Origin of the sequence: Chromobacterium sp. LK11 (assembly GCF_001043705.1) — a bacterium.
GTDB classification, from domain to species: Bacteria; Pseudomonadota; Gammaproteobacteria; order Burkholderiales; family Chromobacteriaceae; genus Chromobacterium; species Chromobacterium alkanivorans.
Genome location: NZ_LDUR01000008.1, coordinates 37,855 through 63,618, shown reverse-complemented (window position 1 = coordinate 63,618; position 25,764 = coordinate 37,855). Strand labels below are relative to the sequence as shown.

Here is a 25,764-nt window from a genome sequence, read left to right as displayed (position 1 = left end):
TCTTCCGGATAAGGAGTGCGTCCGCCGCGCCCTGGCGGCGGAGCATATCAGTCGTCGCGTCCAAGACGGACCCTTGCGTCAAGCCTGTTCGTCGTCGGCCCAGACCTTGGCGGCGTTCACCGCGCGCCGCCAGCCCTTGACCTTGCCGGCCACTTGCGCGGCTTCCAGCCGCGGCTTGAAGCGGTGGTCCAGTTGCCACTGGCCCTGCACGTCTTCGACGTTCTTCCAGTAGCCGACGGCGAGGCCGGCCAGATAGGCGGCGCCCAGCGCGGTGGTTTCGGTGATCCTTGGGCGCACCACGTCCACGCTCAGGATGTCGGACTGGAACTGCATCAGCAGCTCGTTGACGGTGGCGCCGCCGTCCACGCGCAATTCGGCGATGTCCAGGCCGGCGTCGGCCTCCATCGCCTTGAGCACGTCCATGGTCTGGTAGGCGATGCTGTCCAGCGCCGCGCGGGCGATGTGGGCGGCCTTGGTGCCCAGGGTGGCGCCTACGATGGTGCCGCGCGCGTTCGGGTTCCAGTGCGGCGCGCCCAGGCCGGCGAAGGCCGGCACCAGGTAGACGCCGTCGCTGTCGGCCACTTCCTGCGCCAGCGGACCCACGTCGGCGGAATGGCGGATGATGCCCAGGCCGTCGCGCAGCCATTTGACCACCGCGCCGCCGATGAAGATGGAGCCTTCCAGCGCGTACTGCACCTTGCCGTCCACCTTCCAGGCGATGGTGGTCAGCAGATTGTTCTTGGATTCGATCGGGGCGTCGCCGGTGTTCAGCATCATGAAGCAGCCGGTGCCGTAGGTGTTCTTCACCATGCCGGGGCGAGTGCATTGCTGGCCGAACAAGGCCGCCTGCTGGTCGCCGGCCACGCCGGCGATCGGGATTTCCACGCCCAGGTGCGCGGCGTGGGTGTGGCCGTAGACTTCGCTGGAGCTTTTCACCTCCGGCAGCATGCTGGCCGGCACGCCCATGATGTCCAGCAGCTCCGCGTCCCATTCCAGGGTGTGGATGTTGTAGAGCATGGTGCGCGAAGCGTTGGACACGTCGGTGACATGCACCTTGCCGTGGGTGAAGTTCCAGATCAGCCAGCTGTCCACGGTGCCGAAGGCCAGCTTGCCGTCGCGGGCGCGTTCGCGCGCGCCCGGCACATTGTCCAGAATCCACTTGATCTTGCTGCCGGAGAAATAAGCGTCCACCAGCAGGCCGGTCTTGGAGCGGATCAACTCGCCCAGGCCGCGCCCCTTCAATTCATCGCAGAACTCGGCGGTGCGGCGGTCCTGCCAGACGATGGCGTTGTACACCGGGTGGCCGGTCTCGCGGTCCCACACAATGGTGGTTTCGCGCTGATTGGTGATGCCGATGGCGGCGATGCTGCGGCCGTCGATGCCGGCCTTGGCCACCGCCTCGGCCGCCACGCCCACCTGCCCGCCCCAGATTTCCTGCGGATCGTGTTCCACCCAGCCCGGCTGCGGGTAGATCTGACGGAATTCCTTTTGCGCCAGCGACACGATGTCGCCGCTGCGATTAAACAAAATGGCGCGAGAACTGGTGGTGCCTTGATCCAAGGCCAACACGAATTGATCCTGCATAGGGTTTCTCCTGTTCAGCCGGTGGGCGGCCTAGTGTCTGTTCGTTCGTTGCATGCGGCGGCGGATGCCGGTTCTGGACCGTGCTCCATCGCTCAAGTTATTGATAATGTTTCTTTTTGTACTTATGACGTTCGTTTTATTTTCGAGCCATTCTAGGCCCCGGCCCAAGCTTGTCAATCGTTCTTCGTAAAAAAATCTTAATATCGCGACTTTCCACACCGCCCCAATCCATGCTGCAAAGCAATAAAGACAAGGATTTAGCGCCTGTAGCGCCCCACTACAAATGATGCCGTTTCAGCAAGTTATCGAGCAAAAACCCTATGTTGCAGCGCATTGAGCACCAGGATTCTCCACTGACTCTGTGTTGCAACAAAGTTTTTGTCTTTATCTGGAGATAAAATGACAATGCTCTGGTCCCAAGATCCACCCTGGGCTAGCGTTTCGGCGCCCCGTCCCGCTTGCCGCCAAAGAGAGTAAAACGCGCAAAAAACGAACATTCACCTCGGCCGCGTGGCGGGATTCGCACACAGATCGCGCATTTTCCGGCCCTCCGCGCCGCCGGCCTTACGTAGTCAAGCCGCTACAGCCCGACTGTGGCAGCATGACAGACAGTTCCATCAAGCGCGGCGCAGCCTAGATGGAAAGACACACGGATGTGATTGGCAAAACAACACCGCCCATGCCCGGCCGCGCGCGACGCCGCGGCCGGACCGGGCATAAAGGACTGTCATGCTTCGCAATACCAAAATCCTCGCCACGCTGGGCCCGGCGTCCAGCACGCCCGAAATCATCCTGGAACTGGCCCGCTCCGGCGTGAACGTGTTCCGCCTCAATATGAGCCACGGCAATCACGACGACCACCGCGCGCGCCTGGCCTCCATTCGCGCCGCCGAAGCCGCCGTCGGCCGTCCCTTGGGCGTGTTGGTGGACCTGCAAGGACCCAAGCTGCGCATCGGCCAGTTCGCCGTGCCGGCGACGGTGAACACCGGCGACAAATTCGACTTCGTGCTGGACGAAGTGGACGGCGACGCCCAACGCGCCAGCCTGCCGCATCCGGAAGCCTTCGCCGCGCTCAAGCCCGGCCACCGCATCCTGGTCAACGACGGCAAATTGGCGTTTCACGTGGAACAAGTGGAAGAACGCCGCATCGCCACCCGGGTGGAAGTGGGCGGCGAATTGTCCAGCCGCAAGGGCTTCAATCTGCCGCAAACCATCTTGCCGCTGTCAGCCATCACCGATAAGGACAGGCTGGACGCCGAATTCGCGCTGAAGGAAGGCGCGGACTGGCTGGCGCTGTCCTTCGTGCAGACCGCCAACGACGTGCGCGAGCTGCGCGAACTGGTGGGCCAGAAACTGGGCATCGTGGTCAAGATCGAAAAACCGTCGGCGGTGGACGAACTGGACGCCATCACCGAACTGGCCGACGCGGTAATGGTGGCGCGCGGCGATCTGGGCGTGGAGCTGCCGCCGGAAGACGTGCCGGTGGTGCAGCGCCGCATCGTCCACCAGTGCCGCCACCTGGGCCGCCCGGTCATCGTCGCCACCCAGATGCTGGAATCGATGATCACCGCGCCCACCCCCACCCGCGCCGAGGCCAACGACGTGGCCACCGCGGTTTACGAGGGCGCCGACGCGGTGATGCTGTCGGCGGAAACCGCCGCCGGCCAGTTCCCGCTGGAAGCGGTGCGCATCATGGACCGGGTGATCCGCCGCGTGGAAAGCGCGCCGGATTACCGCCGCGTGATGGCGCTGGACTACAGCGCCGCCGACGCGCCGGACCGCGCCGACGCCATCGCCGCCTGCGTGCGCAAAGTGGGTTCGCTGCTGCCGGTCACCGTGTCCGCCGCCTTCACCACCAGCGGCTCCACCTGCCTGCGGCTGGCGCGCGAGCGCCCGCACACCCCCATCCTCGGCATCTCGCCGCGGCTGGACACCGCGCGCCGGCTGACCCTGGTCTGGGGCGTGGTGGCCTACAACGGCCCGGACGCGGAAAACCTGGAAGACATGGTGGTGAAGACCACCTTCGCCGCCACCAAGCTGGGCCTGGCGGAGCAAGGCAAACCGATGGTGATCATCGCCGGGGTGCCGTTCGGCACGCCGGGCACCACCAATCTGCTGCGCATCGTCTACCCTTGAGCGCCGACTAAACGTCAAAACAAACGGAACCCTCGGGTTCCGTTTTTGTTTGCCCGCCGCCGGCCGCGACAGCGGCTATGCTTAGCTGATCAGCACGCACCGGATTCGCCTCGATGACCGCTAGCATCCGCCGCCTCGGCCTGACTTTGCTGCTGCTATGCGCTAGCCTGGCCGCGCCCTGCCGCGGGCAGGAAGCGGAAACCCTGACCGTGGCGGTGGACGCCAACGCGCCGCCGTTCATGTACGGTGAGAACGAGCGGGTCGGCGGCCTGTACCCGCGCCTGGTCAGCGCCGTCTGCGACAAGGCCGGCATCCCCCATGCCTTTCGAGCGCTGACCTGGCGCCGCGCGCTGTTCGAACTGGACCGCAACGCGATGGCGGCCGCCGGCATCTACAAAACCGTCAACCGCGAACAACGCTACGACTTCAGCCTGCCGCTGTACCAGGAGCGCATCGTGGTGGTCTATCTCCGACAGCGCCCGATCGAATTCCGCGGTCTGGCCGATCTGGACAATAAGCGCGTCGGCGTGATGGCCGGCTGGAGCTACGGCGACGAATTCGACCGCGCCCGCGCCGACAAGCGCTTCATCGCCTACGACGGCGATTCCGACCGCCAGAACCTGCAACTGCTGCAGCGCGGCAATCTGGACGCGGTGCTGGCGATACAGGAAGCAATGGACGCCAGGATGCAAAACGGCGCCTATTCCAACCTGGCGATAGCGCCGGCCATCCTGGCCAGCAAGGCCACTTACCTCGCCATCAACAAAACCTCGCCCCAGCTGCCGCTGCTGCAACGCTTCAACCAGGCTTTGGAGAAAATGCGCCAGGACGGCAGTTATCAACAGCTGGTGAAGCAATTCTTCGCCGGCCAGAGCAAGCCCTGAGAACCGGGCCACACGCCGCCATCCCGCACCAGGCCCGCCCTCCTTCCCGCTCGCGCGGCGACTGAATCCGCGCGAGCTTCATCCCCGCGCAAAACGGATTTTGTTATAGTCATCCACTTGTCCTACCGATGACCATGCCATGTCCATTTTGCACCTGTCGCCGCAGCAAGCCCGCCATCTGCAACTGGCCGCCCAGGGCCTGTTGAGCCCGCCGCGCCGCAAAGCCGGCAAGGCCGACGTGCTGGCCGCCGTCCGCCGCATGGCGCTGTTGCAGATCGACACCATCCACGTGGTGGCGCGCAGCCCCTATCTGGTGCTGCACAGCCGGCTGGGCTCCTACGACCCGGCCTGGCTGGACCAATTGCTGGCCGAAGGCCGGCTGTTCGAATACTGGGCGCACGAAGCCTGCTTCGTCCCCGCCGAGGACTACGGCCTGCTGCGCCACCGCATGCTGAATCCGGAAGCGATGGGCTGGAAATTCTCGCTGCGCTGGCTGGAACAGCACCGCGCCGACATCGACGCGCTGGTCGAAGGCATCCGCGCCAACGGTCCGGCGCGCTCGGCGGACTTCGAGCGCAAGGACGGCAAGGGCAACGGCTGGTGGGACTGGAAACCGGAGAAGCGCCACCTGGAAGTGCTGTTCACGCTGGGGCGGCTGATGGTCAAGGAAAGACGCAATTTCCAGCGCGTTTACGATCTGGCGGAACGGGTGAAGCCCGGCTGGGACGACGCGCGCGACCTGCCCACCGAGGAACAGGCGCAATGGCGGATGCTGCGCAACAGCTGCCGCGCGCTGGGCGTGGTCAAGGCCGGCTGGGTGGCCGATTACTACCGGCTCAAGCGCGGCCGCTACGACGCCATGCTGCACCAGATGGCCGACGCCGGCGAGCTGATTCCGGCGCGCATCGACGGCTGGCAGCATGACGTCTTCGTCGACGCCGGCCTGGCGGAATATTTGCCGCGCGCCGCGGCCGGCGAGCTCAAGGCCAGCGCCACCGCCATCCTGTCGCCGTTCGACCCGCTGGTCTGGGACCGCAAGCGCGCGTCGGAACTGTTCGACTTCGACTACCGCATAGAATGCTATACCCCGGCGCCCAAACGCCAGTACGGCTATTTCGTGCTGCCCATCCTCAACCGCGGCAAGCTGGTGGGCCGGCTGGACGCCAAGGCCCACCGCGCCCAGGGCGTGTTCGAGGTCAAAGCGCTCTACCTGGAACCCGGCGTGCGCCACAGCGCGCGGCTGAGCGCCGACCTCAAGACCGCGCTGCAAAAGCTGGCCGACTGGCACGGCGCGCCGCGGCTGCACGTGGAACGCGCGCCGGGGACGCTGGCGGCCGCGCTGACCGCCTGAAAACTACGTCAGCTGCTTGCGGTACTGGATAAAACCCAGGTTCTCCGCCAACAGATCGTAAAGCCGCCGCGCGGTGGCGTTGGTCTCATGGGTCAGCCAATACACCCGCGAACACTCGCGCTCGCGCGCCCACCGGTACACCCATTCGATCAGTTGCCGCCCGGCGCCCAGGCCGCGGCAATCCTCGGCCACGAACAAATCCTGCAAATAGCAATAATCGCCCAGGGACCAGCTGCTGGGGTGCAATACGATGTGCACCAGCCCCACCGCCCGCTCGCCGTCCCAGGCCAGCCAGCCGCGCATCGCGTGATCCGGCAGCAGATAGCGCCGCCAGGTCCCCTCGACCGTGGCCTCGTCCATCGTCACTTGGTAAAAACGCTGATAGCCGCGCCATAGCGGCAACCAGGCCTCGTAATCTTCGGCCCGCAACGGGCGGATGGAAAGCGTATCGCTCATGCAGATCTCCAGTGGCGGCGCGCACGCGCCCAATGCGCGCATTGTGGCTCAGCCAAGACAGAGTCATAAGAACCACTTGTCCTTGATGCCAGGAACCACCGCAGGAACTTCGGCCTTCGCCGGCGCTCAATACAGCATTTTCCCCAACGAGGACGTTTACATGCGCGCCACGCTTTTGATCGCCGCCGCTTCCGCCCTGGCTCTGGCCGCTTGCAGCGAGAAGCAAACCAACCAATTGCAGGAATCCGCCTCCAGCGCCATCGGCACGGTTCACAACACGCTGCAGGACAGCAGCGCGCCGCTGGGCCAACTCAAGGAACAAGCCAGCGCCGCCATCGGCGCGGCCAAACAGGCCGGCGCCGCCGCCGCCGCGCTGAGCCCGGAACTGAAAGAACAAGTGGACAAGCTGAAAGAGCAAGCCTCCGCCGTCAAAGGCGCGCTGCAGGCCCAGGAGAAAAAGGCCGAGCAGCCGCAAACCGAGCAGAAATAAGCCGGCCGCGTTGGCGGCATTTTTATGCCGCCGCGCGCTTTCTTTAGCGGATCTTTAGCCCCCTCTGACTAGGATGAGGTCGCACCCCTAGCCAAAGGAGAAATCCGCCATGCTGACCCTGCCCGACCTCTGCGGCCCGCAAGACATCCTGCTCAATCAAGCCCTGCCCAATAGAAGCGCGCTGCTGGAATGCGCCGCCTCCCAGCTGGCCCAGCGCCACGCGCTGCACCGCCCGACGCTGGCCGCGGCGCTGCGCGAGCGCGAACAGGCCGGCAGCACCGCGCTCGGCCATGGCCTGGCGCTGCCGCACGCCCGCATCGATGGGCTGGAAGAAGCCCGCGCCTTGCTGCTGCGGCTGCAAACCCCCATCGCCTTCGACGCCCCCGACCAGCAGCCAGTGCACACCGCGCTGGTGCTGCTGTTGCCGCGGCAAAGCCGCGAAGCCCACCTCCATCTGCTGGCCAGCTGCGCGCGCATGTTCGCGGAGCGGCCGTTCCGCCAGGCGCTGGAACGCTGCCACAGCGCCCAGGCGCTCTACCACCTGCTGTGCGACTGGGCCGATCCCGAAGAGCTGAACGACCCGCACTTCCTGCTGGACAGCAACCGCTACTTCATGGACAGCGAAGCCAGCCTGCGGCCGGATTACACGGTGAAACGCAAGGTGGTGGCGCGCTTCTGAAGAACGTGTTTACGATCTCGCGAGCTAAGAGCCTGTTCAAAGGCCTTGCGGCTGAGGAAGCGGAGTTTACAAGTGGTAAATGAACATTCCGAAGCCGCACTCACCGTGCCACGTCTCACGACGCGCAGCAGATCGTAAACCGGTTCCAACAGCCAGCCCCGCCGGGGCCGGCCGCCCCTCCCCGGCTTAGCTCCTCTTCTTCCTCCGTGGCTTCCGCTGCAAGGTGTCCAACTCGTCCAGGCTGAGGTGGAAGCGTTGCACCGCCTCCACGTGTTGCGCCAGATCGACCTGTTGCACACCCAGGTTCAACAACAACTCCAAATAGTTGAAGAAGCTTTTGCACATGCTGCGGCGGTGGCCGCGGTCGCGGAAATCCATATCGCTGGCGATGCGGAACAACAGTCCGCGCGCCGAGTGCTGGCGATTGAGCTTCAGCATCTGCGCCAGATGGGCGGCGTACTGGCGGCCCAAGGCGCAGGCTTCGAGCTCGTCCTTGGCCTCGGCCGGCTGCCAGTAATGCGGATAAGTGCGGCCTGCGATGCGGCGGATAAAGGGCAGGCTGAGGTCTTTGGCGTGGGGGCCGGCAAAGCGGTAGCGCGAGCGCGGACCTAGCGGCGGGAGTGAGGATACGGAGTCCAGACGGATGTCTTGAGTTTCAGCTGGGGATGGAGAGAGTTCGATGCCTAGCACCGGACGGACAAGCTTTACCATTTGCAACCTCCTGAGCAGAAGGGCCCGGCCGCAAGGCGGCAGGGCGGGCACATGACAAGAGTTAGCCTACCGGTGAGTTCTTACGAAAGCCGGCGCGCCCATCAGGGCGCCACTTGCCATGGCCCGCCCGAATAGGCAAAGCAATGGCAGCGGATACGCTGTGGAAACAGCGCATCCGCGGTAAGAACTCATAAGCGGGAGGCTAATCCCGAGCGCCGCGATTGCTGCGGCGCGGGGGCTATTGTTGGGGAGGGGCGGGAGGGCGTCAAGCCGGCGGCATCCGGCGGGATGGGAATAGCCGCGCCTAGGGTGCTGCGCGTCGCGGATGGGCCGGCACTAAGAACCTGTTCACGATCTGCTGCGCGTCGTGGAGCGTTACACGGTGAGTACAGCTTCGAAATGCTCATGTACCGCTTGACCATTCCGCTTTCTCAGCTGTTTTCGCCTTAGCTCGCGAGATCGTAAACACGTTCTAAACCATCATCCGTATAGCGGATTCAATGTCTTTGGCAACAAACTGCTCCAAAAACATCGCCAAAAGCGCCAAAAATCGGCTAAACAATTGACTGCGCATCGTTAGGCGAGGCTTGAAGCGGCGCGAATCACAGCTTGCTGATCGACACCCCGCCATCCACCATCAATGTCGTGCCGGTGACGAAACTGGACGCGTCCGACGCCAGGAACAAGGCCGCGCGCGCAATCTCTTCCGGCGCCGCCATGCGCTTGAGCGCGTGCAAGCCGGCCACCATCTCGCGCTGTTCCGCCGTCGCCGCCGCCGCGCGGCCCATCTCGGTGTCGGTGCCGCCCGGCAGCAAGGCGTTGACGCGCAAGCCCTGAGCGCCGTATTCCGCCGCCAAGGTGCGCGCTAGGCCCACCAGCCCCGCCTTGCTGGCCGCGTAAGCGGCCATGCCGGGGAAACCGATGGCGTGGCCGACGAAGGACGAGGTGAAGATCATCGAACCGCCGCCGCCGCGCAGCAAGGCCGGCAGCTGATGCTTGGCGCACAGGAAGGCGCTGCTCAAATTGCTGTCCAGCGTCGCGCGCCAGCCGTCCAGCGACACCTGATCCAGGCTGCCCAAGGCGCCCAGACTGCCGGCGTTATTGAAGGCGATGTCCAGGCCGCCGAATCTATCCAGCGCCAGTTCCACCGCCTCCCGCGCGCAATCCTCCGAGGTGAGATCGCCGGCCAAGGCCGCGGCCTGGCCGCCGTCGGCGACGATTTCCGACACCAGCCGGTCCAGCTTGGCCGCGCGCCGCGCCACCAACACCACGCGCGCGCCTTCGCGCGCAAACAGCTTGGCCGCCGCCAGGCCGATGCCGGAGCTGGCGCCGGTGACGATGGCGGTTTTATTGATCAATGCGCTCATGGGGGTTTCTCCTGACAGTGAATGAGGCCTGCGCCGGTCTTCGGCGCGGCAGTGGCTTCAGTCTCAGCCCATTCCACCCGTTTGGCATTCCGATTCTTGCTGACTTGAAACGCGGTTTCGACGCGAAAACCGTTTATCATGGCGCGACTCCATTTCCATCCGGATTTTCACCATGAAAGCATTCAAGATTCGATCTGTTTGCGCGCTGCTGGCGCTGAGCGCCGCCGTCCACGCCGCTCCCGTTCTCGACGCGGCGCCGCGCACCGCCGTGGTGTCGGCGTTTGGTCCGGAGGAAACCCTGCTGCTGAGCCAGGCCGCCGACAAACGCGAATACCGCGTCAACGGCGTGCGCTTCACCACCGCGCAACTGGAAGGCCAGCCGGTGCTGCTGTTCATGAGCGGGGTCAGCATGAGCAATGCGGCGATGAACGCCCAGCTGGCGCTGGACCGCTTCAATGTGAGCCGCATCGTGTTCAGCGGCATCGCCGGCGGCGTGGACGACCGGCTGCGCATCGGCGACGTGGCGGTGCCGCGGCGCTGGGGCAATTACGCCGAAGCGATCTACGCGCGCGAAACCGCGCCCGGCCGCTACGCGCCGCCGCCTTACGCGGACCCGGCCGCGCGTCCCAACTACGGCATGATCCACCCGCGCGACGTCAAGCTGGCCACCGCCGACGGCGGCAGCGAAACCCGCTTCTGGTTTGACGTGGACCCGGAATTGCTGCGCTTGGCCAAGGGCTTGCCGGCCGACACCCTGCGCGGCTGCGACGCCGCCCAGCGCTGCCTGCCCGCGCCGCCGCGCATCGTCGCCGGCGGCAACGGCCTGTCCGGCCCCATCTTCATGGACAACGCCGGCTACCGCGATTATCTGGCCAAGACTTACCAGGCCCAGGTGGTGGATATGGAAACCGCGGCGGTGGCCCAGGTGGCTCACGCCAACCGCGTGCCCTTCATCGCCTTCCGCAGCTTGTCGGATCTGGCCGGCGGCAGCGAACACGCCAATGAAATGGACACCTTCATGCAGATCGCCGCCGACAACGCCGCCAATACGGTGAGGGGATTGTTGCGGTCGTTAAGCCGCTAAGAACCTGTTTACGATCTGCTGCGCTTCGGCGATACAGCGTTGAAAACACCCTCAAAATGCTCATGCACCAACCGTACATTCCGCTTTTTCGGTCGTTTTCGCCTTGTCTCACTCTTGCTCGCGAGATCGTAAACACGTTCTAAGCTACCTGCAACAACACCGCCAACTCATCCACCTCCTCGCTCCAGTCCGCATCCTCGGCCAAGGCCTGGCGCAGGAAATCCGCCTGCGCCGGCGTCCAGAACGGCGCGTCCGCCAACACGGCGTTGCGCGGCAGGGGATGGCTGGCGATGAAGGCACGGATGGCGGCGGGCTCGTCGGCCAGGCCCAACTGGCGGAACAGCCCGGACAGGGAATGTTCGCTGGTGTCCATGACGCTTCTCCTATGAGGGGATGTCTGATGATAGACCCGAATCGGCCACGCCGCCGCTAGCCCTTGCGCCATGAAAAACGGCGGCCATGGCCGCCGTTGGATCATCCGTTCACGCTCACACCTTGTCGTAGAGCTTGGAGCCGCCCTTCAGGAACTCCACCGACTTGACCTCCATTCCCCGCCGCAGCGCGTCCTGATCGCTGAGGCCCTGCTTGGCCGCGTATTCGCGCACGTCCTGAGTGATCTTCATGCTGCAGAAATGCGGGCCGCACATGCTGCAGAAATGCGCGACCTTGGCGCTGTCCTTGGGCAGGGTTTCGTCGTGGAAGGCGCGCGCCTTGTCCGGGTCCAGGCCCAGATTGAACTGGTCTTCCCAGCGGAATTCGAAACGCGCCTTGGACAGCGCGTTGTCGCGGATCTGCGCGCCGGGATGGCCCTTGGCCAGGTCGGCCGCGTGGGCGGCCAGCTTGTAGGTGATGATGCCTTCCTTGACGTCGTTCTTGTCCGGCAGGCCCAGGTGCTCCTTCTGGGTCACGTAGCACAGCATGGCGGTGCCGTACCAGCCTATCTGCGCCGCGCCTATCGCCGAGGTGATGTGGTCGTAGCCGGGCGCGATGTCGGTGGTCAGCGGCCCCAGGGTGTAGAACGGCGCTTCGTGGCACCACTCCAGCTCCTTGTCCATATTCTCCTTGATCAACTGCATCGGCACATGGCCGGGGCCTTCTATCATCACCTGCACATCGTGCTTCCAGGCAATGGCGGTCAGCTCGCCCAGGGTCTTCAATTCCGACAGCTGCGCCTCGTCGTTGGCGTCCCAGACGCTGCCCGGCCGCAGGCCGTCGCCCAGGCTGAAGGCCACGTCGTAGGCCTTCATGATCTCGCAGATGTCCTCGAAATGGGTGTAGAGGAAGTTCTCGCGATGATGGGCCAGACACCATTTGGCCATGATGGAGCCGCCGCGCGACACGATGCCGGTCATGCGGCCGGCGGTCATCGGCACATAGCGCAGCAATACGCCGGCGTGGATGGTGAAGTAATCGACGCCCTGCTCCGCCTGTTCGATCAAGGTATCGCGGAAGATCTCCCAGTTCAGGTCTTCGGCCTTGCCGCCCACTTTCTCCAGCGCCTGGTAAATCGGCACCGTGCCGATGGGCACCGGCGAATTGCGGATGATCCATTCCCGGGTTTCATGGATGTTCTTGCCGGTGGACAGGTCCATGATGGTGTCCGCGCCCCAGCGTATGCCCCAGGTCATCTTGTCAACTTCTTCGCTGATCGAAGACGTTACCGCGCTATTGCCGATATTGCCGTTGATTTTGACCAAGAAATTGCGGCCTATGATCATGGGCTCGGATTCGGGGTGATTGATGTTGGCCGGCAGGATAGCGCGGCCGGCGGCGATCTCGGCGCGTACGAACTCCGGCGTGATCTCCTCCGGCAGCGCCGCGCCGTAGGCCTGGCCCGGATGCTGGCGCGCCATCAACTCCACCAACCGGCTGTTCTTGCCGCCGGCCGCGCGCAGCGAGTCCAGGTATTCGCGGCGCCGCAGGTTCTCGCGGATGGCGACGAACTCCATTTCCGGCGTGACGATGCCGCGGCGCGCGTAATGCATCTGGCTGACATTGCGGCCCGGCAGCGCCCGGCGCGGCTGACGCGTCAGGTTGAAGCGCAGCTCGGCCAGCTTGGGGTCGGCCTCGCGGGCGCGGCCGTATTCGCTGGACAGGCCGGCAAGCCGCTCACAGTCGCCGCGCTCGGCGATCCAGTCGGCGCGCAGCGGCGCCAGGCCGCTCTGGATGTCGATGCGCGCGTCCGGATCGGTGTACGGGCCGCTGGTGTCGTAGACGGTGATGGGCGGGTTGGCTTCGCCGCCGAACTGGGTGGGCGTGTCGCTCTGGCAGATCTCGCGCATCGGCACGCGGATGTCCGGCCGGCTGCCGACGACGTGGATCTTGCGGGAATTGGGCAAGGGCTGAATGGCGGCGGTATCCACCACCATGGAAGGTTTGGGCGTTGCGGGCGCGTTCATCGGGCGATTCTCCAATAGTCGATGAATGGCGCAAGGAGCGAGCCGCCGGATAGGCGGGCTGCGGACGATCCAGCGTCGATAAAACCGGACCTACAGCAAGTTGCGCTTCCCTACGCCGGTATTATCCGGGTCAGGTTCCAAGGGTGTTTCTCACCAGCGCAACAATCTTTAACGATTATCCTATCCTTTCAAGGATATGGATCATCTTGTCGACCGTCGCGCAGGACCCCTAGCGATGCTGTGAAGGTACGGCAAATGTGGGATAATCGCAAGTTATCGCCATGACACGCCGCCGCGTTTTTCCTGCGGCGGCAAGCCCCTCCGGAGTGAGCTGATGGATTTTGAGAATGCCCGTTTCAACATGGTCGAGCAGCAGATTCGTCCGTGGGACGTACTTGACACTAACGTGCTGGACCTGCTGTTTCACGTGAAACGCGAACAGTTCGTCGCCGCCGACAAACGCAGCCTGGCCTTTGTCGACACCGAACTGCCGCTGCCCAACGGCAGCTTCATGCTGCAGCCCAAAATGGAAGCGCGCCTGGTTCAGGACGCCGCCGTCCAGGCCCAGGACAAGATCCTGGAAATAGGCACCGGCAGCGGCTACCTGACCGCCTTGCTGGCCAAGATGGGCCAACACGTCTACAGCGTGGAGATCGATCCCGCCCAGCGCGAAACCGCGGCCGCCAACCTGAAGCAGGCCGGCATCGACAACGTGACCCTGGTGGAAGGCGACGGCGTGCTGGGCCTGCCGCAGCAAGCGCCGTTCGACGTGATCGTGGTCGGCGGTTCGCTGCCGGTGGTGCCGCAGGAACTGAAAGACCAGCTGGCCGTCGGCGGCCGCCTGATCATGGTGGCGGGCGATCTGCCGGTTATGACCTGCAAGCTGATCAAGCGCGAAACCGAAGCCAGCTTCAGCGAAACCGGTCTGTTCGAAACCTGTATCGCCCGCCTGGCCAAGGCGGAAGCGGTGGAACCGGAACGCTTCGCGTTTTGATGGTCCAGGAAATCCGCGCCCGCGATCTGGCGGCGGCGCTGGCCGACACCGCCGCCGAGGCCCCGCTGCTGCTGGACGTGCGCGAAGCGTGGGAAGTGCAGCTGTGCATGATTCCCGGCTCGCTGCACATCCCGATGAATCTGATCCCGCTGCGCATGAGCGAGCTGCCGGACGCGCCCATCGTGGTGATCTGCCACCATGGCGTGCGCAGCGCGCACGTGGCGCGCTTCCTGCTGGACGCCGGCTTCGAACAGGTGCTGAGCCTGGCCGGCGGCGTGGAGGCCTGGGCCGCGGAAGTGGATCCGCAAATGGCGCGCTACTGAGCCCACCGCCATGCGTCGTCGTCGCCAGCCGTTCCCGCGGGAACGGCTTTTTCATGGAACGAAACCGGCCCGCCGGATTCCAATTCCCTCACGATAGCTAGAACCCGAATCTTCCATGCAAGCATTGTCTTACCTGTCTCCCGCCCTGGCCCGCGTTCATCCCGCCTGGGAGCAAGTGTTGTCAACGCCGGCCATTCAACAGCAATTGGCCGGCATCGACCGGGAACTGCAAGCCCAGCAGACGCAGGGCAAAATCCTGTTCCCGCCGGCGCCGCTAACCTTCAACGCGCTGACCTTCGCCGCGCCGGCCGATGTGCGCGTGGTGATCCTGGGGCAAGACCCCTACCACGGCGACGGCGAGGCGATGGGCTTGTCTTTCTCGGTGCCGCCCGGCGTGCGGGTGCCGCCCAGCCTGCGCAATCTGTACAAGGAACTGGCGGCGGACCTGGGCTGCGGCGTGCCCAATAGCGGCGACCTGACCCACTGGGCGCAGCAAGGCGTGCTGCTGCTCAACAGCGTGTTCACCGTGGAGCGGGACAAGGCCGGCAGCCACGCCAAGCTGGGCTGGCAAATGGTCAGCGACGCGCTGATCGACGCCGTCAACGCGCAAAGCGCCGGCTGCGTGTTCCTGCTGTGGGGCAACTGGGCCAAGACCAAGGCCGAACGCATCGACGCCAGCCGCCATCTGGTGCTGGACGCCGCCCATCCGTCGCCGCTGTCGGCCAGCCGCGGCTTCCACGGCTGCCGTCATTTTTCGCAAGTCAACGCCTGGCTGCTGTCGCGCGGCCGCGGCGCCGTGCAGTGGGGCGCTCCGGCGCCGCAGAACAGCCTGTTTTAAAGCAGCCCGGCGGCCCCCCTATGCCGCCGCCCTGCCCGTTTGACTCTTTTCCGCCGCGCCGGCATGGCCTAAGCTAGGGCTCCCGCTCCTATCCCGTGTTAGCGCCGTGGAAATTCTCGTCCTGCTGTGCCTGATTCTGCTTAATGGCCTGTTCGCCATGGCGGAAATCGCCATCGTCTCCTCTCGCAAAGTCCGGCTGTTGCAACGCGCGGACGACGGCCAGCGCGGCGCCCAGGCCGCGCTGAAGCTGGCCAACGATCCCAGCCGCTTCCTGTCCACGGTGCAGATAGGCATCACTTCCATCAGCATCCTGTCCGGCGTTTACGGCGAGGCGGCGCTGTCCGAACAGCTGCGCTGGCTGCTGCAGGATCTCCCGCTGCTGGCGCCGTACAGCAAGCCGCTGTCGGTGGCGCTGATGGTGTTCATCATCACCCTGCTGTCGCTGATTTTCGGCGAACTGGTGCCCAAGCGGCTGGCGCTGCTGAACCCGGAGGCGGTGGCCACCGCGCTGGCGCGGCCCATGCTGCTGCTGTCGCGGCTCAGCGCGCCGCTGGTCCAGGCCTTGAGCCGCAGCACCGACGTCCTGCTGCGGCTGTTGGGCGCCAAGAAGAGCAGCGATCCGTCCATCACCGAGGAGGAAATCCGGGTGCTGATGGAACAAGGCGCGGACGAAGGGGTGTTCGACCGCGCCGAACAGGAGCTGGTGACCAATATCTTCCGGCTGGACAACCGCAAGGTGGCGGCGGCGATGACGCCGCGCAAGGACATCGTGGCGCTGGATCTGGACGATGCGCCCGAAGTGAACCACCGCCTGCTACAAAGCCACCATTTCAACCACTTCCCGGTCTGCCGCGGCGGCGTCGAGCAAATCGTCGGCGTGCTGCACGCCAAACGGGTGCTGGACCGCGTGCTGGCCGGGCAGCGGCCCGACGTCGCCGCGGAACTGTCCCAGCCGCTCTACGTGCCCGCCAAGATCACCCTGATGCAGTTGCTGGAGCAGTTCAAGCAGAGCCGCCATCACATGGCGCTGGTGGTGGACGAATACGGCGAGCTGGAAGGCCTGGTGACGATGAACGACGTTCTTGAAGCCATCGTCGGCGACATGCCGGCCATCAGCGCCGAAAACGACGACATCGCCCAGCGCGAGGACGGCAGCTGGCTGATAGACGGCATGCTGTCGCTGGACCGCTTCAAGGAGTGCTTCGACATCGCCGAGACGCTGCCCGGAGAAGCCGGCGGCAACATCCACACCCTGGGCGGCATGGTGATGTTCCAGCTGGGCCGGGTGCCCAGCGTCACCGACCGTTTCGACTGGAACGGCTTCAGCTTCGAAGTGGTGGACATGGACAAAACCCGGGTCGACAAGATCCTGGTGACCCGGCTGCCGGCTCCGCCGGCGGCCTTGCCGGCCGACGACGGCATCTAAGAACCTGTTTACGATCTGCTGCGCTGCGTGGAGCGTTACACGATGAGTACGCCTTCGAAATGCTCATGTACCGTATGTACATTCCGCTTTCTCAGCCGTTTTCGCCTTGTCTCGCTCTTGCTCGCAAGATCGTAAACACGTTCGAAGAACAGCTAACAACACCTCGCAGAGAAGCTGAGCCAAGGCGCGCCGACGCAGGCAGTACCCGCAGTACGACAAGGAGGCACAACACAAGATCAGGGGTGCTGTTAGCGGGTCTAAACCCCGCTCACCCCACCCGTCGTCCGCACACCGTGCTGCGGCGGCTGCCGCCGGCGCGGCGTTCCGGATCGTCGAAGCTGGCCAGCTCGGCGAAACCCGCCTTGCGCATCATGCCGCCGGACGCGGCGTTTTCCTCATGGCGGTCCGCCACCACCCAATGCGCGCCGCGCGCCGCCAGATCGTCGCAGGCCTGTTGCAACAGCAAGCTGCCCAGGCCCTGCCCGGCCTGATCGCGCCTCACCACCGCCTCCATGATGTAACCGGCTTGCTCCGTCGCGACGCCGGCCGGCCGATGCAGAGGAAACGCGTCGTGCAGCCGGTACAGGATGGCGGCGCCCAGCAGGCCGTCGCGCTCGAACAAGGCCGCCCAGGCCTCTCCCTCCGCCACCTGGCGCAAGCTATGCTCCACGCCGTCTTCCGGCAGCCAGTTCCACGGATTGGGCCCATGCTCCATGATCAGTGCCCGCAACGCGTCCACATCCCTCGCTCCGGCCAAACGATATTGCCAACTCATGCTCATCCTTTCGTAAAACGCAGCGTTGCCTGGCCGGCGTCCACTTCCAGTTCGGCCCAGGCGCCGTTCATCAAGGTCCATTGCGGCGGCAGATGGCCGATGTCGGCGTCCACCACCACCGGGCAAGGCAGCCCATCCAAAGCCGCCTCCACCGCCTGACGGTAGCTCAGCGCGTTCGCGTCGGCGGCGTCCGGCCCGCTGCTGCGGCCCAACACCAGCCCGCTCAAGCCGTCCAGCGCGCCGGACAGCCTCAGTCCCAGCAAGGCGCGCAGCAGCTCGCAAGGCCTCAGCTCGCAGTTTTCCAGGTAAAGCAGCACCGGTTCCCGCTTGAACGCGCGCAAGTCGAAGTAAGGGCTGCCCTGCAAGCGGCTGAGAGTGTCCAGGCAGCCGCCTATCAAGCGGCCGGCGATGCGGGCCTTTTGCGCGCCCAGCACGCGCAGTTCGGACGGATAGCGCTCTCCGGGGGCGTCCCAACGCCAAAACGCCTTGTAATGGCCTTGCCGCGGCGGCAAACCGTGGCGCAAGGCATGCAGCAGCGCCGAATTCTCCTCCACGCGCTGCGGATCGCCCAGATCGAACAGATTCGGCCCGTGCAGCGTCGCCCAGCCCGCCAACAGGGTCAGCGGCGCCAGCAGGGTGGAAATATCGGAAAACCCGGCCAGCCATTTGGGCGGCAGCCGCGCCAAGGCGGAAAAATCGATGCCGGCCAGCAATTCCATCGCCCGTTCGCCGCCCCAGGGCGGCAGGATGGCGCGTATCGTCGGATCGAACAGAAAACGGTTCAACTCCGCCAGCCGCTCGGCGGCCGGCGCGCTGGCGTCCTGGGATTCGCCGCGCAGGCAAGCGCCCTCCACCACCTGCCAGCCCTGATCGCGCAGACATTGCAGCGCGCGATCCAGCTGCCCGTGCAAGACCGGAGGCACGCCGGAGGACACCGCAGTGACGGCGACGCGGTCCCCGGGCCGCAGCGGCGCGGGAAAAGCCGTCATGGCAAGCGTCTCCTGTGGATAAACCTCATCGGCGGCCGTTCATTGGCGGTCCGCCAGATCCAAGACAAAGCTGTGGCTGGTTTTCTGTTGCCGATAAGCAAGATGACGATAGAAGGCGTGGGCCTCCACGCGTTGAATGTTGGAACGCAGCCGGACGGCCCGATAACCGCGCTGCCAGGCCCAGGCTTCGCAAGCGCTGAGCAATCGCCGCCCGATGCCCTGTCCCTGGCAGGACGGGCTCACCACGATGCCGACGATCTCGACCGCCGGCGACGCTTGCAGCGAGTGCGCGCCGCGGCAGTGCGCCCAGCCCTGCGCGACGCCGTCTTGCTCGGCCACCCAGACCTGATTGTCCGCCAGCGTTGTCAGCCTGGCGAAGCGCTCGCTGATTTCCGCTTCCGTCGCCTCGTAACCCAGATCCAGGCATAGCCGCGCCACCGCGACGGCGTCCGTCGCCCGCATGGTTCTGATCTCCACCATCTGTCTTCGCCTAGTTGCTCAAGGAAATGACATTGTCAGCATAAGGAGCGGTTGTCGGCAAGCAGGCTATTTGCTTTTCAGCCGCCGCAGTTCTATCAATTTGGCGTATTTGATGTAGCTGTTGAAGCAACCGATGCTGATGTGGACCAAACCGGGGACGCCGTCGAGAAAACCCCGGCGGAAAAAGTAGAACTTGAGGAAGCGCAGCAAGGGGCTGAGGATAAGTTTGGCGATACCCACACGTTTTCCCCGCTGCAACAGCTGCTCGGCCTGCAAACTGGTGTAGCGATTCTGCTTGCTCAGATACAGCGCGATGTCTTCGCCGGACTCGTGCATCAGATCATGGCGCAGCCTGTGCACAGGGCTGTCGGCGATCACGTACTCGTGAACCAGGTCGTCGGACCAGCGCGCATGGCCGCGATGGAACAGACGCAAGGACCAGTCCGGGTAGCCTTCGCCATGCTTCAGAAAACGACCCATGAAGCGGTTGCAACGCGGGAACTGGAAAGCCGCCGCCTGTGGATTATCCAGTACATCCTTGATTTCATTGACTAATTCCGTAGATAGCCACTCGTCCGCATCCAGACACAGCACCCAGTCGTGGCTGGCGGCTTGCACTGCCAATTGCTTCTGAGGACCGAATCCCAGCCAGTCTTGGTGGATAACTTTTGCCTTATAGGCGGAAGCTATCGCCAATGTCCTGTCCGTGCTGCCGGAATCCACAAGCACGATTTCATCGGCGAAGCCCACGCTGTCCAGACATTTTCCCAGCGATGTTTCCGCATTCTTGGTGATTAGCACCACGCTAATTCGCGCACGCATCTTGTTATATGTTTTCCCATATGTAATTTGAAGAAACTGGTAGAAGTCGTCACTTTGCTGTGGATAACCATGATTTTTCCATTGTTTTCATGGCTTTGCGAAAGATGAAATCTTGTTGTTCACTCTGCGTTTTGCAGACGGAAGACTTGTGGATAAATCCGAGCAAGCAGTGAAGTCACGGCTTGTCCACAGCTCCGATCCCATTTGTTCCCACCGGCTTGTGCATGGCGTAATTTTGCCTGCCAAGCTTCCAACGCCACCAATAACTCTTTAACGCAATTTTATATTGATGAAACTGATATAGTCGGCCATTGCTGTGGATAAGCGACAAAAACTTCAAAGGGTTCAGTTACTTGTCCTGTTGATGGGCTTTGGATAGTTTAGGTGCGCTGCGTCATCGCAAATTGTGGATAAATCCGCGCTGAGTTGTCCACAGCGCTTTATCCACAATTGAACTGCAGGGATTTTACTTGGTTAACCACAGCCATGCTCGGGTACAATGCGCGCCATGATGAATGTGCTGATTGTGCGCACCTCGTCGATGGGCGACCTTATCCACACCTGGCCCGCCATTTCCGAGCTGAAAGCGCATTACCCCAATTTCCGCATCAGTTGGCTGGCCGAAGAGGCTTTCGCCGACATTGCCCGTTTGCATCCGGCGGTGGACAGGGTGATAGCCTTGAATTGGCGGCGCTGGCGCAAACGCTGGTGGTTGCCCTCCACCTGGCGCGAAATCCGGGCCTTGCGGCGAGAACTGCGCGACACGCCTTGGGAATTGGTGGTGGACAGCCAGGGCCTGTTGAAAAGCGCTTTGCCCGCCAGCTGGGCCAAGGCGCCGCTGACCGGCTACGGCTGGGGCAGCGCGCGGGAGTCGCTGGCCAGCTGTTTCTACGACAAGCGCCACAAGGTGGACTGGAGCTTGTCGGCGATAGAACGCAACCGTCTGTTGTTCGCGCGGGTATTCGGTTATCAGCCTCAGGGAGCGCCCCGTTTCGGCGTGCCGGCCGGCGAGAGGCCGGGCTGGGTGCTGTCCGGCCGCTACGCGGTGTTGCTGCACGCCACCAGCAAGGCGTCCAAGGAGTGGCCGGAAGGCCATTGGGTGGAGCTGGGCAAACGCTTGTCCCTGCAGCATGATCTGGTGATGGTGCTGCCCTGGGGCAATGATCGCGAGCGCGCGCGCGCCGAAAGGCTGGCCGCGCAGATGCCGGCCGCGGTGGTGGCGCCCAAGATGAATCTGATCGAGGCCGCCGGCCTGCTTGGCCACGCCAACGCGGTGGTGGGCGTCGACACCGGACTGACCCACCTGGCCAACGCGCTGAACGTGCCCTTGGCGGCGATCTACACCGACACCGATCCGGCGGCCACCGGCGTGGTGGAAACGCCGTGGGCCACCAATTTGGGCGGCATCGGGCAGTGCCCGTCGGTGGACGAGGCGCTGCAAGCCTTGTTCGCGCGCAAGGACTGGACATGAACTGGCAACGCAGACTGTATTCCTGGGCCTGGCTGCTGGCCACGCCGCTGGTGCGGCATTATCTGAAGAAGCGGGCGCGCAAGGCGCCGGCCTATCTGGAGCATTGGGACGAGCGTTTCGGCAGCCAGTTGCGGCCGCGCGCGCAGGGAGCGATCTGGATACACGCGGTGTCGGTGGGCGAAACTCGCGCCGCGCAGCCCCTGGTGGCGGCGCTGCGCGAAGCCTGGCCGGACGCGCCGCTGCTGATGACGCAGATGACGCCCACCGGCCGCGCCACCGCCTTGCAGCTCTACCCCGACGCCGAAGTGCGCTATCTGCCCTACGACTACCCGCAAGCGGCGCAGGCTTTTCTCGCCGCCTACCGGCCGCGCCTGGGCGTGTTGATGGAAACCGAGCTGTGGCCCAATCTGATCCACGCCGCAGCCGAGCAAGGGGTGCCCTTGTTTCTAGCCAATGCGCGCTTGTCTGAAAAATCGCTGAACGGCTATCTGAAAATCAGCGGGCTGATTTCGCCCGCGGTGGCGGCCTTGAGCGCCGTTGCCGCGCAAACGCCCGAAGATGGCGAACGTTTGCGGCAGTTGGGCGCGCAAGAAATCGAAGTCTGCGGCAACACCAAATACGATATCCAGCCGCCGCCGGCGCAGCTGGCGCTGGCCGAGGAGTTCAAATCCAGGATAGGCCGACGCCGGGTCATGGTCTGCGCCAGCACCCGCGACGGCGAAGAGGCCTTGATCCTGGACGCCTGGCGGGCGGCGGGCCAAGCGCTGGGCGACGCGCTGCTGGTGCTGGTGCCGCGTCATCCGGAACGCTTCGCCGATGTGGCCGCGCTGGCCGAGAGCCGCGGCATGAAAGCGCAGCGCCGCAGCGACGGCGCGCCGGTGGACGCCGCCACCCAGGTCTGGCTGGGCGACAGCATGGGCGAAGCCTTCGCCTACTTCGCCTGCGGCGATCTGGCCTTCGTCGGCGGCAGCCTGCTGCCGCTGGGCTGCCACAATCTGATCGAGCCGGCCAGCGTGGGCGTGCCGGTGTTGTTCGGCCCGTCCATTTTCAATTTCAAGCAGGCGGCGGCGCTGGCGCTGGCCGCCGGCGCGGCGCGGCAGGTGGGGAGCGCCGCGGACTTGATCGGCGCCGTGGTCGAACTGCTGGGCGACGACGCCCGCCGCCGGGCGATGCGCGAGTCGGCGCTGGCTTTCAGCGGCGCCCATCGCGGCGCCAGCCAGCGCATGAGCGCCTTGTTCCGCCGCAAGCTGCAGGCCTGATTCGCGCAGGCGGCAAGCTTCGCTCCGCCGCTTGCGAAAAAATTAATCATTCGCCGGCTGATCTGCGCCGCGCCTTCTTCTACTCTTCAAACAAGAGCCGCGTCGCCGACGCGGCCCTCCCGCGGCCGCCGGCCCGGGACGGACGTGCAAAACCCAGTCATGCCCCAGGCCGGTCCACGCCGTCGGAGAACTTCCGAGCGGACAGATCGCACATGACCGGCGCAAGGCGCCGCCGCATCGACTCCGCTGTCTAACAAGACAAGGAGCTACCATGTTAGCCAATTACAGCGCGTTGCCCACGATGAGCCTGCCGTCCGCCACCGATCTGGTGCGCCTGGATCAGCGCCCGCACCCGCCGGTCACCCTGAACAGCCCGGCGCTGGAGGTGATGACCGATTTGCGGCGGATCAATCCAGTGGGCATTCATCAGAGCGCCAGCCTGCGCGAAGCGCACGACCGGATGATCAGCCACGGCATCCGGCTGTTGTTCGTCCACGACGGCGACGGGCAATTCACCGGCCTGATCACCGCCACCGATTTGCTGGGCGAGCGGCCCATCCAGTGCATGAAGGAACACGGCAAGCATTACGTCGACATCAGCGTCGGCGACGTGATGACGGCGCGCAAGCAGCTGGAGGCCTTGAGCCTGGGCGACATCGAGCACGCCAGCGTCGGCCACATGGTGGCGACGATGAAGCAGATGGGGCGGCAGCACGCGCTGGTGGTGGAGCTCAATCCGGGCAACGGCCATTACGAGTTGTGCGGGCTGTTCTCCACTTCCCACATGGCCAGGCTGCTGGGCATGCCGCTTTCCTTCATCCGCGTGCCGCAGGCGCTGTCGGAAATCCAGTACTCGCTGCTGCACGCGATATGAGGGGCGCGGCGCGCAAGTCGGCAAGAATCGGGTCGCCGCGGCGGCCCGATCTGCTTATGCTGGGGCTGTGATCGAAGGGAGAGCAGACCATGCACGGCGAAATTCTGGAAGAAGACCGCGACTACGGCCGCATCCGCGACGCCATCCGCTACCTGGTGGCGAACGCCGAGCGCCAGCCGGAACTGGCCGAACTGGCCGACGCGCTGCATCTGTCGGAATCGCGCTTGCAGCGCTTGTTCACCCGTTGGGCCGGGGTCAGCCCCAAGCGTTTCTTGCAGCATCTGACCTGCGAGGCGGCCAAGGCGAGGCTGAGCGGGCAGGCCTTGCTGCCGTTGTCGCATGAACTGGGCCTGTCCGGCGGCGGCCGGCTGCACGATCTGTTCGTGACGCTGGAGGCGATGACGCCGGGCGAATACCGCAACGGCGGCGCCGGCCTGGCGATCGAATGGAGCGTGGAGGCCAGCCGCTTCGGCCCGGTGCTGGTGGCGCGGACCGCGCGCGGGGTGTGCGCGGCGCAATTCGTCGCGGACGAGATGGAGGCCGTGGCCTGGCTGAGCCGGCGCTGGCCCAAGGCCGCGCTGAGCCACGTTCCGGGCGGCGGCGCGGCGGTGGCCGCTGCCATGTTCGAGCCGCTGCGCGCCGACGGCCAGACGCCGCTGGCGTTGCGGGTGCAGGGCAGCAATTTCCAGATCCAGGTCTGGCGCGCGCTGTTGTCGATTCCCTACGGCGGTTTCGCCAGCTACGGCCAGATCGCCGCCGCTGTGGGGCGGCCGCGCGCGGCGCGGGCGGTGGGCAGCGCGGTGGGCGCCAATCCGGTGGCCTGGCTGATTCCCTGCCACCGGGTGATCCGCGCCGAGGGCGCTTTGGGCGAATATCGCTGGGGAGCGGAGCGCAAGGTGGAATTGATAGGCTGGGAGGGCGCGGTGATGGCCGGCCTGCAGCCGGCCTGACGCGGTTCCGCGTTTACCAGGCCTCTTGGCTGAGCTGGCGGAAGAACTGCCGCGCCAATTGGTCCAGGGCCGGGTCGCCCTGGCTCTGCGCTCGCCGGTACAGCGCCATCGGCACCGCGGGCAGCGGCGGCAGCGCTTCGCGCGGCAGCGGCGCGACGTCGGGCAACTCCTCGTCCGACAGCAAGGCGCCGACCCCCAGCCCGGCTTGCAAGGCGGCCTGCACCGCCAGCAGGCTGGAGCTTTCCAGCACCACGCGGTAGGGCCGCCCGGCGTTCTCGAGCGCTTGCAGCATGGCGTCGCGCCAGCTGCAGGGCGCGGCGAACAAAATCAGCGGCAAGGGCTCGGCGGCCGGCATCGCGCCGTGCTGGGCCAGCCAGGGCAGCGGGCATTCCACCACCCAGCTGGGCGCGGCGTCCAGCTGCGCCACCCGCGGGCTGGCGATCAGCAGATCCAGCTCTTCGCGCTGGAAGGCCGCGCTCAATTCCCGTCCCGGCGCCACCCGGATGTCCAGTTGCAGCCCTGGCCGCGCCGCGGCGAAATCCGCCAGCACCCGCGGCAGATTGCGGCTGACCAGGTCCTCGATCAAGCCGATGCGGCAGCGGCTGGCCGGCACGGCCGGCGTGGACGGGCGCATTTGCTCGGCCAGGCTGACGATACGTTCGGCGTAGGGCAGCAATTGCCGCCCCGCCGCGGTGAGGCTGACGCCGCGCGGCGAACGCTGCAGCAGGGTTTGGCCGCAGTGTTGTTCCAGTTTGCGCAATTGCAGGCTTAGGGCCGGCTGAGTGCGGCCCAAGTCCGCGGCCGCGCGGTTGATGCTGCCGCGGCGCGCCACGGCGATCAGCGCGCGCAGCAAGGCGGTGTCCAAGTCTCCGGTCATGATTTTTTCTTATAACAATGCCTTGAATATTCAGTCTACCTATAAGCGACGGGAAAGTTTAGCCTGAGGACGGACATTTCCCATGAGGCGCGCAAACATGTTTATCGCGGCATTGCTGCTGGCGGTCGCCGGCTCCGTCGTCTACCACCTGTCGATCAAACAGGTGCCGGAGGCGGCGAATCCCTTTTTTTCATTGGCGGTCAGTTATGGCGTGGCCATGCTGGCGTGCGTGCTGGGAATGTGGTGGCTGCCGGGCGGCGGCCAGCGCGGACTGGCCGCGCTGAACTGGAGCAGCCTGGGGGTGGCGGCGGGCATCGTCGGCATCGAGCTGGGCTTTTTGCTGGCCTATCGCGCCGGATGGCACGTCGGCTACGCGGCGCTCAGTTCCAATGTGCTGACCGCGCTGGTGTTGCTGCCGCTGGGCTATCTGCTGTTCCGCGAACAGCCGTCGCTGGGCAAGCTCGGCGGCATGGCCTTGAGCATGGCCGGCTTGTGGGTGATGCTGCGTTTTCGCTGAGCGCCGCCCGCGGGACGGGCGGCGTTCA

Annotated in this window: 26 protein-coding genes and 1 riboswitch; of the genes, 15 read left to right on the top strand and 11 right to left on the bottom strand. The window is 65.0% G+C overall.

Translation table 11 applies throughout. The features are described 5' to 3' along the window. Positions 1-78 precede the first annotated feature (78 nt). Positions 79-1,584 (bottom strand): glycerol kinase GlpK, encoded by a 1,506-nt coding sequence (glpK, locus tag VK98_RS04295; protein WP_048412856.1) that lies wholly within the window; start codon positions 1,582-1,584, stop codon positions 79-81. Positions 1,585-2,313: 729 nt separating this feature from the next. On the opposite strand from glpK, the gene pyk reads away from it, so the two are divergent. The 3 genes from pyk (at position 2,314) to VK98_RS04280 (ending at position 5,955) form a co-directional block, all read left to right on the top strand. Further along, on the top strand, positions 2,314-3,720 hold the full coding sequence (pyk, locus tag VK98_RS04290) for a pyruvate kinase (protein WP_048412855.1): 1,407 nt from the start codon (positions 2,314-2,316) through the stop codon (positions 3,718-3,720). A 113-nt stretch (positions 3,721-3,833) separates the two neighbouring features. Further along, positions 3,834-4,604 carry an ABC transporter substrate-binding protein gene (locus VK98_RS04285; RefSeq protein ID WP_048412854.1) on the top strand — a complete coding sequence of 257 codons (771 nt, stop codon included), beginning with the start codon at positions 3,834-3,836 and terminating at the stop codon, positions 4,602-4,604. Positions 4,605-4,743: 139 nt separating this feature from the next. Beyond that, positions 4,744-5,955 carry a winged helix-turn-helix domain-containing protein gene (locus VK98_RS04280; RefSeq protein ID WP_048412853.1) on the top strand — a complete coding sequence of 404 codons (1,212 nt, stop codon included), beginning with the start codon at positions 4,744-4,746 and terminating at the stop codon, positions 5,953-5,955. A 3-nt stretch (positions 5,956-5,958) separates the two neighbouring features. Here VK98_RS04280 and VK98_RS04275 read toward each other — a convergent pair whose 3' ends face one another. Next, on the bottom strand, positions 5,959-6,411 hold the full coding sequence (locus VK98_RS04275) for a GNAT family N-acetyltransferase (protein WP_048412852.1): 453 nt from the start codon (positions 6,409-6,411) through the stop codon (positions 5,959-5,961). A gap of 160 nt (positions 6,412-6,571) precedes the next feature. Here VK98_RS04275 and VK98_RS04270 point away from each other — a divergent pair, with 160 nt between their 5' ends. Further along, complete coding sequence (locus tag VK98_RS04270; protein ID WP_048412922.1) at positions 6,572-6,901, top strand: hypothetical protein; 330 nt, start codon at positions 6,572-6,574, stop codon at positions 6,899-6,901. A gap of 109 nt (positions 6,902-7,010) precedes the next feature. Continuing rightward, a complete protein-coding gene (locus tag VK98_RS04265; protein WP_053077215.1) occupies positions 7,011-7,580 on the top strand; it encodes a PTS sugar transporter subunit IIA in 570 nt (189 codons plus the stop codon). A gap of 186 nt (positions 7,581-7,766) precedes the next feature. On the opposite strand, the gene VK98_RS04260 is transcribed toward VK98_RS04265, so the two are convergent. After that, the gene (locus VK98_RS04260; RefSeq protein ID WP_048412851.1) at positions 7,767-8,291 is read right to left on the bottom strand and encodes a hypothetical protein; all 525 of its coding nucleotides are present in this window, start codon (positions 8,289-8,291) and stop codon (positions 7,767-7,769) included. Positions 8,292-8,893: 602 nt separating this feature from the next. After that, positions 8,894-9,658: an SDR family oxidoreductase gene (locus tag VK98_RS04255; protein ID WP_048412850.1), complete on the bottom strand. Its 765-nt coding sequence runs from the start codon at positions 9,656-9,658 to the stop codon at positions 8,894-8,896. 172 nt (positions 9,659-9,830) lie between these two features. Here VK98_RS04255 and VK98_RS04250 point away from each other — a divergent pair, with 172 nt between their 5' ends. Then, complete coding sequence (locus VK98_RS04250) at positions 9,831-10,742, top strand: 5'-methylthioadenosine/S-adenosylhomocysteine nucleosidase (RefSeq protein ID WP_053077214.1); 912 nt, start codon at positions 9,831-9,833, stop codon at positions 10,740-10,742. 139 nt (positions 10,743-10,881) lie between these two features. On the opposite strand, the gene VK98_RS04245 is transcribed toward VK98_RS04250, so the two are convergent. Further along, a complete protein-coding gene (locus VK98_RS04245; protein WP_048412849.1) occupies positions 10,882-11,115 on the bottom strand; it encodes a DUF2789 domain-containing protein in 234 nt (77 codons plus the stop codon). A 115-nt stretch (positions 11,116-11,230) separates the two neighbouring features. Further along, a complete protein-coding gene (gene thiC, locus VK98_RS04240) occupies positions 11,231-13,111 on the bottom strand; it encodes a phosphomethylpyrimidine synthase ThiC (RefSeq protein ID WP_369700240.1) in 1,881 nt (626 codons plus the stop codon). Between the two features lie 120 nt (positions 13,112-13,231). Then, a riboswitch (TPP riboswitch) is annotated at positions 13,232-13,382 on the bottom strand. 93 nt (positions 13,383-13,475) lie between these two features. Between thiC and VK98_RS04235 the strand changes: the two genes are divergently transcribed. From VK98_RS04235 to VK98_RS04220, 4 genes are all read left to right on the top strand, one after another. After that, on the top strand, positions 13,476-14,135 hold the full coding sequence (locus tag VK98_RS04235) for a protein-L-isoaspartate O-methyltransferase (protein WP_048412847.1): 660 nt from the start codon (positions 13,476-13,478) through the stop codon (positions 14,133-14,135). Further along, entirely contained in the window at positions 14,135-14,458 is a 324-nt protein-coding gene (locus VK98_RS04230) for a rhodanese-like domain-containing protein (RefSeq protein ID WP_048412846.1), read from the top strand. Before VK98_RS04235 ends, VK98_RS04230 begins: the two co-directional genes overlap by 1 nt. Before the next feature lie 115 nt (positions 14,459-14,573). Next, a complete protein-coding gene (locus tag VK98_RS04225; protein ID WP_048412845.1) occupies positions 14,574-15,296 on the top strand; it encodes a uracil-DNA glycosylase in 723 nt (240 codons plus the stop codon). Positions 15,297-15,402: 106 nt separating this feature from the next. After that, a complete protein-coding gene (locus tag VK98_RS04220) occupies positions 15,403-16,722 on the top strand; it encodes a hemolysin family protein (protein ID WP_082158744.1) in 1,320 nt (439 codons plus the stop codon). A 268-nt stretch (positions 16,723-16,990) separates the two neighbouring features. On the opposite strand, the gene VK98_RS04215 is transcribed toward VK98_RS04220, so the two are convergent. The 4 genes from VK98_RS04215 to VK98_RS04200 form a co-directional block, all read right to left on the bottom strand. Next, on the bottom strand, positions 16,991-17,497 hold the full coding sequence (locus VK98_RS04215) for a GNAT family N-acetyltransferase (protein WP_053077213.1): 507 nt from the start codon (positions 17,495-17,497) through the stop codon (positions 16,991-16,993). Between the two features lie 2 nt (positions 17,498-17,499). After that, positions 17,500-18,486 carry a S66 peptidase family protein gene (locus VK98_RS04210; RefSeq protein ID WP_048412843.1) on the bottom strand — a complete coding sequence of 329 codons (987 nt, stop codon included), beginning with the start codon at positions 18,484-18,486 and terminating at the stop codon, positions 17,500-17,502. A gap of 39 nt (positions 18,487-18,525) precedes the next feature. Next, positions 18,526-18,966 carry a GNAT family N-acetyltransferase gene (locus tag VK98_RS04205; protein ID WP_048412842.1) on the bottom strand — a complete coding sequence of 147 codons (441 nt, stop codon included), beginning with the start codon at positions 18,964-18,966 and terminating at the stop codon, positions 18,526-18,528. Positions 18,967-19,032: 66 nt separating this feature from the next. After that, positions 19,033-19,770: a glycosyltransferase family 2 protein gene (locus VK98_RS04200; RefSeq protein ID WP_231589203.1), complete on the bottom strand. Its 738-nt coding sequence runs from the start codon at positions 19,768-19,770 to the stop codon at positions 19,033-19,035. A 529-nt stretch (positions 19,771-20,299) separates the two neighbouring features. Between VK98_RS04200 and waaC the strand changes: the two genes are divergently transcribed. From waaC to VK98_RS24410, 4 genes are all read left to right on the top strand, one after another. Next, positions 20,300-21,259, top strand: coding sequence for a lipopolysaccharide heptosyltransferase I (gene waaC / locus VK98_RS04195; protein ID WP_048412918.1), 960 nt, complete (start codon positions 20,300-20,302; stop codon positions 21,257-21,259). After that, on the top strand, positions 21,256-22,518 hold the full coding sequence (gene waaA, locus VK98_RS04190) for a lipid IV(A) 3-deoxy-D-manno-octulosonic acid transferase (protein WP_048412840.1): 1,263 nt from the start codon (positions 21,256-21,258) through the stop codon (positions 22,516-22,518). Before waaC ends, waaA begins: the two co-directional genes overlap by 4 nt. Before the next feature lie 271 nt (positions 22,519-22,789). Beyond that, complete coding sequence (locus tag VK98_RS04185; protein ID WP_048412839.1) at positions 22,790-23,392, top strand: CBS domain-containing protein; 603 nt, start codon at positions 22,790-22,792, stop codon at positions 23,390-23,392. Between the two features lie 89 nt (positions 23,393-23,481). Further along, positions 23,482-24,342, top strand: coding sequence for a methylated-DNA--[protein]-cysteine S-methyltransferase (locus VK98_RS24410; protein ID WP_048412838.1), 861 nt, complete (start codon positions 23,482-23,484; stop codon positions 24,340-24,342). 13 nt (positions 24,343-24,355) lie between these two features. Here VK98_RS24410 and VK98_RS04175 read toward each other — a convergent pair whose 3' ends face one another. Next, positions 24,356-25,219: a LysR family transcriptional regulator gene (locus VK98_RS04175; protein ID WP_048412837.1), complete on the bottom strand. Its 864-nt coding sequence runs from the start codon at positions 25,217-25,219 to the stop codon at positions 24,356-24,358. A gap of 97 nt (positions 25,220-25,316) precedes the next feature. Here VK98_RS04175 and VK98_RS04170 point away from each other — a divergent pair, with 97 nt between their 5' ends. Then, positions 25,317-25,736 carry a membrane protein gene (locus tag VK98_RS04170; protein ID WP_048412836.1) on the top strand — a complete coding sequence of 140 codons (420 nt, stop codon included), beginning with the start codon at positions 25,317-25,319 and terminating at the stop codon, positions 25,734-25,736. Positions 25,737-25,764 lie beyond the last annotated feature (28 nt).

Coding starts and splice junctions, on each gene's coding strand:
- glpK (WP_048412856.1), bottom strand. CDS start 1,584: ATGCAGGATCAATTCGTGTTGGCCTTGGATCAAGGCACCACCAGTTCT.
- pyk (WP_048412855.1), top strand. CDS start 2,314: ATGCTTCGCAATACCAAAATCCTCGCCACGCTGGGCCCGGCGTCCAGC.
- VK98_RS04285 (WP_048412854.1), top strand. CDS start 3,834: ATGACCGCTAGCATCCGCCGCCTCGGCCTGACTTTGCTGCTGCTATGC.
- VK98_RS04280 (WP_048412853.1), top strand. CDS start 4,744: ATGTCCATTTTGCACCTGTCGCCGCAGCAAGCCCGCCATCTGCAACTG.
- VK98_RS04275 (WP_048412852.1), bottom strand. CDS start 6,411: ATGAGCGATACGCTTTCCATCCGCCCGTTGCGGGCCGAAGATTACGAG.
- VK98_RS04270 (WP_048412922.1), top strand. CDS start 6,572: ATGCGCGCCACGCTTTTGATCGCCGCCGCTTCCGCCCTGGCTCTGGCC.
- VK98_RS04265 (WP_053077215.1), top strand. CDS start 7,011: ATGCTGACCCTGCCCGACCTCTGCGGCCCGCAAGACATCCTGCTCAAT.
- VK98_RS04260 (WP_048412851.1), bottom strand. CDS start 8,291: ATGGTAAAGCTTGTCCGTCCGGTGCTAGGCATCGAACTCTCTCCATCC.
- VK98_RS04255 (WP_048412850.1), bottom strand. CDS start 9,658: ATGAGCGCATTGATCAATAAAACCGCCATCGTCACCGGCGCCAGCTCC.
- VK98_RS04250 (WP_053077214.1), top strand. CDS start 9,831: ATGAAAGCATTCAAGATTCGATCTGTTTGCGCGCTGCTGGCGCTGAGC.
- VK98_RS04245 (WP_048412849.1), bottom strand. CDS start 11,115: ATGGACACCAGCGAACATTCCCTGTCCGGGCTGTTCCGCCAGTTGGGC.
- thiC (WP_369700240.1), bottom strand. CDS start 13,111: ATGGTGGTGGATACCGCCGCCATTCAGCCCTTGCCCAATTCCCGCAAG.
- VK98_RS04235 (WP_048412847.1), top strand. CDS start 13,476: ATGGATTTTGAGAATGCCCGTTTCAACATGGTCGAGCAGCAGATTCGT.
- VK98_RS04230 (WP_048412846.1), top strand. CDS start 14,135: ATGGTCCAGGAAATCCGCGCCCGCGATCTGGCGGCGGCGCTGGCCGAC.
- VK98_RS04225 (WP_048412845.1), top strand. CDS start 14,574: ATGCAAGCATTGTCTTACCTGTCTCCCGCCCTGGCCCGCGTTCATCCC.
- VK98_RS04215 (WP_053077213.1), bottom strand. CDS start 17,497: ATGAGTTGGCAATATCGTTTGGCCGGAGCGAGGGATGTGGACGCGTTG.
- VK98_RS04210 (WP_048412843.1), bottom strand. CDS start 18,486: ATGACGGCTTTTCCCGCGCCGCTGCGGCCCGGGGACCGCGTCGCCGTC.
- VK98_RS04205 (WP_048412842.1), bottom strand. CDS start 18,966: ATGGTGGAGATCAGAACCATGCGGGCGACGGACGCCGTCGCGGTGGCG.
- waaC (WP_048412918.1), top strand. CDS start 20,300: ATGAATGTGCTGATTGTGCGCACCTCGTCGATGGGCGACCTTATCCAC.
- waaA (WP_048412840.1), top strand. CDS start 21,256: ATGAACTGGCAACGCAGACTGTATTCCTGGGCCTGGCTGCTGGCCACG.
- VK98_RS04185 (WP_048412839.1), top strand. CDS start 22,790: ATGTTAGCCAATTACAGCGCGTTGCCCACGATGAGCCTGCCGTCCGCC.
- VK98_RS24410 (WP_048412838.1), top strand. CDS start 23,482: ATGCACGGCGAAATTCTGGAAGAAGACCGCGACTACGGCCGCATCCGC.
- VK98_RS04175 (WP_048412837.1), bottom strand. CDS start 25,219: ATGACCGGAGACTTGGACACCGCCTTGCTGCGCGCGCTGATCGCCGTG.
- VK98_RS04170 (WP_048412836.1), top strand. CDS start 25,317: ATGTTTATCGCGGCATTGCTGCTGGCGGTCGCCGGCTCCGTCGTCTAC.